The 8,353-nt window shown below is 73.3% G+C and carries 4 protein-coding genes; all 4 read left to right on the top strand.

Annotated elements, in window-relative coordinates; genetic code table 11:
• The first annotated feature begins 153 nt into the window (after positions 1–153).
• From ACIA8N_RS16325 to ACIA8N_RS16310, 4 genes are read left to right on the top strand one after another with little or no spacing between them, the layout of a single operon-like run.
• Positions 154–1,716: a TIGR02677 family protein gene (locus ACIA8N_RS16325; protein WP_365779600.1), complete on the top strand. Its 1,563-nt coding sequence runs from the start codon at positions 154–156 to the stop codon at positions 1,714–1,716.
• The gene (locus ACIA8N_RS16320) at positions 1,713–2,960 is read left to right on the top strand and encodes a TIGR02678 family protein (RefSeq protein ID WP_365779602.1); all 1,248 of its coding nucleotides are present in this window, start codon (positions 1,713–1,715) and stop codon (positions 2,958–2,960) included. The genes ACIA8N_RS16325 and ACIA8N_RS16320 overlap by 4 nt, the downstream gene beginning before the upstream one ends.
• Positions 2,957–7,102, top strand: coding sequence for a TIGR02680 family protein (locus ACIA8N_RS16315; protein ID WP_365779604.1), 4,146 nt, complete (start codon positions 2,957–2,959; stop codon positions 7,100–7,102). Before ACIA8N_RS16320 ends, ACIA8N_RS16315 begins: the two co-directional genes overlap by 4 nt.
• Positions 7,099–8,331, top strand: coding sequence for a TIGR02679 family protein (locus tag ACIA8N_RS16310; protein ID WP_365779606.1), 1,233 nt, complete (start codon positions 7,099–7,101; stop codon positions 8,329–8,331). Before ACIA8N_RS16315 ends, ACIA8N_RS16310 begins: the two co-directional genes overlap by 4 nt.
• Positions 8,332–8,353: the final 22 nt, after the last annotated feature.

The raw sequence follows: 8,353 nt of genomic DNA, 5'->3' as shown, positions 1-8,353 counted from the left end.
GACATCAGGGGCACCTGCGACGAAGCGGGCAGCGCGACCCGGGCTCGCGGATGCTGCGGATGTGCAGGGCAGGCGCGATCAAGAGCGGTGCGAATCGGTCAAGTACTTAAGTCCCTGCCGATCACGGAGAACGGTCCGGGAGGATTGCAGGCGATGGACATCACTTCTTCCCGGCCGGAGGGCCCTCCGGCCGGCTACGGGCCCTTCGCGCATCTCACCGCCCCGAACGTGCTGCTCTACCGCTCGGTGATGCGCGCCTTCCTCGTGGCCAAGGAGCGGTTCGCCGTACACCTGCGGCCCGAGGACGTCTACGCCGGGCTGCCCGCCGCCGTACGGCCCGGCGAGTTGGAGGGTGTCGTCGGCGCACTGGACAAGCTGGTCGAGTGGGGGAACCTGCGCGCCGACCCGGACACCGGGCGGGTCACGGCCGTCGAGGACTTCTACCGCAAGCGGTACATCTACCAGCTCACCCGGGAGGGCGAGGCGGCCGAGGAGGCCCTGTCCGCCTACGACGAGGCGCTCGGGCGGCGGGGTGCGCTCCAGGCCGTCGCGCTGCACGACATCGTCACCCAGCTCCGCGCCCTCCTTGTGCTGGCGGCCGAGGAAGCGCCGGATCCGGCCAAGACGCATCTCGCGCTGGACGGGCTCGCCAGTCGGTTCGGGGCGCTGGCCGACAACGCCCGGGCCTTCATGGGGTCCCTGCAGAGGACCATCGACCTCCACGACGTGGGGGAGGAGGTCTTCCTCGCCTACAAGGACCAGCTCATCCAGTACCTGGAGCGGTTCATCCAGGACCTCATCACCCTCGGCGGCCGCATCGCCCGGCTGATCCTGGAGCTGGAGGAGGGTGGCAGCATCGAGGCGCTGCTGTGGGCCGCTGCCGCCCGGGAGGCCGCCGATGCCACCCCGCAGGAGGCCGCATACGCCGAGCAGGCCGCGTACGAGCGGTGGGCCGGCCGGTGGGCGGGGCTGGCGGCCTGGTTCCTCAGCCGGGACGGCCGGGAATCGCAGGCCCGGCTGCTGCGCGGCCGTGCGCTCGGGGCCGTACCCCAGCTGCTGGCCGTCGTACGGTCGCTGAACGAGCGCCGAGCCGGGCGTTCCGATCGCTCCGCCGACTTCCGTACGCTCGCCCGCTGGTTCGCCGAGGCCCCCGACGACGACGCCCGGCATCGGCTATGGCGCACCGCCTTCGGGCTGTACCCGGCCCGGCACCTCACGGTCGACGCCGAGACGCTGGCCGCCCGCGCCGCCCGGCCCGACCCCGCGTCCACCCCATGGGCCGACGCCGAGCCGCTGCGCATCAGCCCGCAGCTGCGCCGTACCGGCAGCTACGAGCGGCGCGGCAAGACCCGCAAGGTGGAGGACCGGCAAGAAGCGCGCCGCAGGCTCGCCGAGGTGGCCGTCAAGCAGGCCGCGGAAATCGCGGCCGCGCGGGCCCGGCTCGTCACCGACGGCATCACCCGCCTGTCCGGGCTCGGCGAGCTCGACCCCGTCAGCTTCCGGCTCTTCCTCCAGCTCCTCGGGGACGCCCTGGCCACCTGGCGGCCCGGTATGACGCACACGGTGGCCACCAGCAACGACGGGTCCATGGAGATCCGACTCACCGCCTTGGCCGATGGATCCGCGGCCGAGGTCCGCACGCCGGGCGGCGTCTTCCGCGGCCCTGACCACACCATCGAGATCATCGATCTGGCGGAAGGAGACGACGGACCGTGAGTACTCCGCTCGCCGAAGTGCTGGACGGGCAGCACGCCGCGGAACTGCGCAAGGCCGCCCGCGCTCTGCTCAAGCAGCCTCTGCTGCTCGCCGTCGGCGCGTACGCAGACGAGTTCCGTCTCGTCCGGCGGCACGCCTCCGACCTGCGCGAGTGGTTCGACCGCAACACCGGCTGGTCCCTCCAGGTCGACGCCGAGACCGCCCGGCTGGGCAAGATCCCGGCCCACCTCGCCGATGCCACCCACCCCGCCCGCGAGGCCACGCGCAGCGCCGCCCCCTTCACCCGCCGCCGGTACGTCCTGCTCTGCCTCGCCCTCGCCGCCCTCGAACGCGGCGAGGCGCAGATCGCGCTCGGCCGCCTCGCCGACCAGGTCGTCCTCGACGCCACTGATCCGCAGCTGGCCGCGACGGGCATCCAGTTCACCCTGGACCGCCGCGACGAGCGCCTCGACCTCGCCGCCGTCGTACGCCTCCTGCTCAGCCTCGGAGTACTGCGGCGCGTCGCCGGCGACGAAGAGGCGTACGTCAGCGGCGCCGGAGACGTCCTGTACGACGTCGAACGGCGGGTGCTCGCCGGGCTGCTCGCGACCCGACGCGGCCCGTCCACCATCCGGGCCGCCACCCTGGACGAGCGGCTCGTCGGGCTCACCGCCGAAACGGCCCTCGACAGCGACGAACTCCGGTTCCGGGCGATGCGCCGCTCGCTGACCCGCCGACTGCTGGACGACCCCGTGCTCTACTACGACGAACTGACCGACGCCGAGCTGGGCTACCTCACCCGCCAGCGCGGTTTCCTCACCGCACGCATCACCGAACTGACGGGCCTGGTGGCCGAGGTCAGGGCCGAAGGCATCGCCATGGTCGACCCCGACGACGACCTCACCGACCTCCGCATGCCGGAATCCGGAACCCACGGTCACGTCACCCTGCTGCTCGCCGAGTACCTCACGAGTGCCGAAGGTCCGGTCGTCTCCACGGCAGACCTTGAACGCCGCGTTGCCGCACTGGCCGCCGAACACGGAGGCTTCTGGTCCAAGTCGGCCCGCGAGCCGGGAGCCGAGGGGGAGCTCGTGGAGCAGGCCGTCAGTCGGCTCGCCGCCCTCGGCCTGGTCTCCCGTACTCCTGACGGGGTGGTGCCACGCCCGGCGCTCGCCCGGTACGCGGTCGGCGAGACCGTCGTACTCGAACCCCGCACAGTCGGCACCGCTCAGGTGCCCGCGCAGCGAAAGGCTCATCAGCGTTGACCCCCCGTGCCGTACTCCCGGTCCCCGCGCGCGCCCGCTGGCAGCCCCTGCGGATCGGTCTCGTCGATCTCTTCCACTACGACGTGGAGGAATTCCACTTCCGCGACGGGCGGCTGCTGCTCCGGGGGAACAACGGCACAGGCAAATCCAAGGTGCTCGCCCTGACCCTGCCCTTCCTCCTGGACGGGGACCTCAGCGCGCGCCGGGTGGAGCCCGACGGAGACGCCGGAAAGAGGATGGAGTGGAATCTGCTGCTCGGCGGAGAGCACCCCCACTCCGAACGGCTCGGCTACACCTGGGTGGAGTTCGGCCGCCGCGACGAGGTGAGCGGCGAGGAGCAGTTCCGTACGCTTCTCTGCGGGCTCAAGGCCGTCAGCGGGCGCGGCATCGCCCGGCACTGGTGGGCGGTGACCGCCCAGCGGATCGACCACGCACCGGCCGGGGCGGTGTCGGAGGGGTCGCTCAGCCTCCTCGACGCCACCGGCACGGTGTTGTCCCGGGACCGGCTCATCGAGGCGGTCGCGGGACACGGAATGGTCTACGACCAGGCCAAGACCTATCGCCGGGCCGTCGACGAGGCGCTCTTCGGGCTCGGGGAGCAGCGCTACGGCGCCCTCGTGGACCTGCTCATCCAGCTGCGCCAGCCCCAACTGTCCAAACGCCCCAACGAAGCCGCCCTCTCCCGCGCGCTCACCGAAGCGCTTCCGCCCATGGACCAGGCCGTCATCGCGGACGTGGCCGAGGCATTCCGCTCCCTGGACGAGGAGAAGGAGGAGCTACGGGCCGCCGGCGCGGCCGAGCGCGCGGCCTCCGCGTTCCTCGACCACTACCGGCGCTATGCCCGCATCGCCTCCCGCCGGCGCGCACGCCTCCCGCGCAGCGAGCACTCGAAGTACGAGCACCTGCTGCGCGACCTCGCCGAGGCACAGGCCGAGAAGGCCGCGGCCGAGGAGGAGCGGGCGGCGGCCGATGAGCGGATCGCCGCGCTCACCGAGACGCAGGCCCGACTGGAGGCCGTCGACGCGGCCCTGCGTGAGGGCCCGGAAATGCGCAGCGCTCATGAACTAGAGAGGGCCGCCAAGGCGTTGGAACGGTGCGGGCAGGACAGTGCACGCGCACGCGCCGACCGTGAGGAGGCCGCGCTGCTGCACACACGGGCGCTCGGGCGCCTCGCGGCGGCGGAGAACCGGTTCCAGGCCGCCGGGCACCGAGTCGAGGACACGCTTCGCCTCGCGCGGGAAACCGCCGAGGCGGCCCGGCTGGACCTGCCCGGGGACGAGGGGCTGACGGCGGCCGAACTGCGCGCCGCTGTGACCGAGGCGACCGACCGCCGACACCGCACCCTCGCGCACGTCGAGGAGCTCGCGGACCGCGCCGAGGCGGCGGCGGCCGAGCGCCGGGCCGCCGCACTGCGGCTCGACGAGACGGAAACCGACCTGGCGCACGCCGCCGAGGAACAGGGCGCGGCCGACGAGACGGTGACGGCCGCGGGCCGGGCCCTGGTGGACGCCGTGCGCGAGCACGCGGGCCGGTGCGAGGAGCTCGCGTACGCCGACCCGGTCGGACTGTTGGACGAGCTCCAGGAGTGGACCCGGCACCAGGACGGGCCCTACCCGGCACGCCGGCACGGATCGGACGCGCACAGCGCCACGGCAGCGGTACTCGCCGACCAGGCGGCGCAATCAGCGCAGCGCGGGGCGGCCCTGGCGGCCCGTGCCCGAGACGCGGAACAGGAACTCGCCGAGCTGGAGGCCGGCGGCCGCCGTGGACCGCAGGCCCCGTACCCCCGGAACCCCGGTCTGCGCGATCAGGCGCCCGGCGCCCCACTGTGGCGGCTGGTCGACTTCCGGGACGAGGTCGCGGACCGGGAGCGCGCCGGCCTGGAGGCGGCCCTGGAGGCGGCCGGGCTGCTGGACGCGTGGGTGCGCCCCGACGGTGCGGCCCTGGCGGCGGACGGTCACGACGTACTCCTCGACGCGCGGACAGGTCCGGTCGACGGGCCGTCGCTCGCCGACGTGCTGCGCCCGGCCGTCGACCACGGCGATGCCCAGGCGGCTCACGTGGGTGAGGAGACCGTGGGCCGACTCCTCTCGGCGATCGGCCTGGGCGCGGTCGCCGGGGACGCGGAGGCGGGTGCCGGGCCAGGGGGCACCGAGCCGACAGCGGGCACATGGGCGGCTCCGGACGGCCGCTACCGCGTAGGCGTCCTCATCGGTCGGTGGGCCAAACCTGCGGCCGAGTACATCGGCGCGGGCGCCCGGGAAGCCGCGCGGCGCAGCCGTATCACCACCTTGCGCGCCGAACTCTCCCTTCTCCAGGGAGAGGAGGCAGCCGAGGCCGTGCACGCGCAGGCTCTGGAGACCCGGCGCCGTACGCTCGACGCCGAACTGGCCGCGGTGCCCGACGACGGGCCGCTGACCCGGGCGCACGCCCGCGCGGCGGCTGCCGCCGACACCGCGCGCCGGGCCAGGTCCCGTCGTGAGGGACGGGCCGCCGACGCGCTGGCCGCAGCCGAGCGGTCGGAGCTGGCGAGCGCCGAGCTACAGGAGGCCGCCGCCGATCTGGGGCTGCCCCCGGACCGGCCGGCGCTGGCCGTCGTACGGCAGGCCCTCGTCGAACTCGCGGCCGTCCTGGCCGCACTCTGGCCCGCCCTGCGCGAACGAACCGAAGCGGCACGGCAGGCACAGGAGGAGCGTGAGGAAACCGGCCGGGCAGGGGAGCGCACCGCCGAACTCGCCCTGCGCGCGGAGGAGGCCGCCCGCGAGGCGGCAGCCGCGGACGAGCGGCTCACCACGCTGCGCTCGACCGTGGGCGCGGCCGTGGCCGAGCTGGAACGGCGGCTGGCGGAGACCGCGGAGGCCCTGCGCGGCTGCGCTGCCGATCAGCGGTTGTCCCAGGACCGCCGCACGGAGGCGGACCGGCGGGCCAACCGGGCCGAAGGCCGGATCGAACAGCTGGAGAAAGCCGTCACCGAGGCTGCCTCCGCGCGCTCCGAGGCCATCGCCGCGCTCCAGCGCTTCACCGCCACCGGGCTGATCGCGGTCGCGCTTCCCGAACTCGCCGTACCGGCCGCAGCCGACGGCCCGTGGGCGGCCACCCCGGCCATCGCCCTCGCCCGTTCCCTCGAAGCGGAGCTGTCGACGACGGACGACTCGGACGGTGCTTGGGAGCGCGTACAGCGGCGTCTGAGCGAAGAGCTCAAAACCCTTCAGGACGCGCTGTCCCGACACGGCCATACCGCCTCGGCCCGGATGGTCGAGGACGGGATGATCGTCGACATCGTCTACCAGGGCCGCGAACGCGCCGTACCCGAACTCGCCGAGGCGCTGGCGGTCGAGGTCGGCGAACTCACCCGCATCCTCTCCGCGAATGAACGCGAAATCCTTGAAACCCACCTCATCACCGAGGTCGCGGGCACTCTTCAGGAGCTGATCGCGACCGCCGAACGGCACGTGCTCGCCATGAACGCCGAGCTGGAGGACCGTCCGACCTCCACCGGCATGACCCTGCGCCTGGTGTGGCGGGCCTCCCGCAAGGCACCTGCCGGCCTTGCCCAGGCCCGTGGCCGACTGCTCCAGACCGCCGACGCCTGGACTCCCGAGGACCGGGCCGCGGTCGGGGAGTTCCTGCAGAAGCAGATCGCCCGCCAGCAGACCGAGGACGCGGCCGGCAGCTGGCTGGAACACCTCACGGCGGCGCTCGACTACCGTTCCTGGCACGAGTTCGCCGTCGAGCGGCAGCAGCACGGTCGCTGGGTGCCTGCCACCGGTCCCGCGTCCGGAGGCGAACGCGTCCTGGCGGTCTCCGTGCCCTTGTTCGCCGCGGCCTCCTCGCACTACGCGAGCGCGGCCAGCCCGTACGCACCACGACTCGTCACCCTGGACGAGGCGTTCGCGGGCGTCGACGACGACTCGCGCGCCAAGTGCCTCGGCCTCCTGCACGCCTTCGACCTGGATGTGGTCATGACCAGCGAACGGGAATGGGCCTGCTATCCGCAGGTACCGGGCATCGCCATCGCCCAGCTGTCCCGGGTCGACGAGGTGGCCGCCGTTCTGGTCACCCGCTGGGAATGGGACGGCACGGCTCGTACCCGTCACGAGGACCCGGTGCGCACGCCGGACCCGGAGCCCCTGTGGACGTGAACAGGCCTCCGGTCGACGAAGCCCGCCTGCGCCGCCTCCTCGGCGGGCCCGAGCTGGCCTGGCTGCTGGAGCGCGTACGCCGCCGGCTGGAGCGTGGGCAGCCGCTCACCGGGCCCGTCTCCCTGGCCGCGGCGACCCCGGCCCAACGGGACGCGGCCGAGCGGCTGCTGGGCCGGGCCCCGGGTGATGGCAAGGCGCTGACGGTCCGGCTCGACGCCGTGGACGCCGTACTGGTCAGATCAGGCGTCAGCCCCGAGGGCCTGACGGCTGCTGTGACGACGCTCACCGGGCCCGTCATCTCTCTCGAAGAGGTCCGCCGGAGTGAGGATCAGGCCTGGGCGGAGGCCTACGCTCCGCTCACCGGGCTCGCCGGAGAGGTTCCGTCCCTCGAGGAATGGGCCGGCCGGGTACGCGAAGACGGCCTTGTGCGGCGTCTCGCCCGTACGCCTGAGGCCGCCCGACCGCTGCTCGATCAGGTGGCTCGCGTCCTGCGGGAACTGCCGGCCGAGCCGCCGCGCTCCCTCTCCGTGTTCGCCGCGGACATCCTGGGCAGCGCCCACGCACTGGACGACGGCACGCCCCCGGCGACGCTCTGCCTCTCCGGCATCCGTGCCCTCACCGGACATCCGGACGGGGCGGGCGCAGCCTGGCGACGGGCCGCCTGGGCCTCCGCCGGCCTTCTCCGTGACGACGTCTCCTCCACAGTCCTCACCCTCAACCTCCGAGGGACCCCCGCTTTGGACTGGATGGCCGACATGGGGGAGCCGTGTGTACTCACCCTTCGCCAGCTCGCGCACCATCCGCCCCGGACCACGCCGCTGGTGGTCCACATCTGTGAGAATCCCGCCGTTCTGTCGGCCGCGGCCGACACCTACGGCCCGGACGCCCTTCCGCTGGTCTGCCTCCAGGGCCAGCCGTCGGCTGCCGCCCTGGCCCTCCTGGCGCACCTCCACGAGCTCCGTGCCGAATTCCGCTACCACGGCGACTTCGACTGGGGCGGCCTGCGCATCGCCACGACGCTGCACCAGCACGTGCCGTGGCAGCCATGGCGCTACACAGCCGAGGAATACCGTGCGGCGGTAGCCGCTGCCGGTTCTGCTCTCCTGCCTCTGACCGGGATGTCGGCTCTGTCGCCATGGGATCCGGATCTGGCGACTGCCCTCGCTGAGCACGGGGTGCGTATAGAGGAGGAGGCTGTTCTGGACTCGTTGCTGGCAGACCTCGGGTAGGACGTGCGGCTGGTGAGACATG

The organism is Streptomyces sp. NPDC051822 (assembly GCF_044452745.1).
GTDB lineage: Bacteria > Actinomycetota > Actinomycetes > Streptomycetales > Streptomycetaceae > Streptomyces.
Note: the sequence above shows the minus strand (reverse complement) of the source record. Positions and strands in the feature narration are given on the sequence as shown.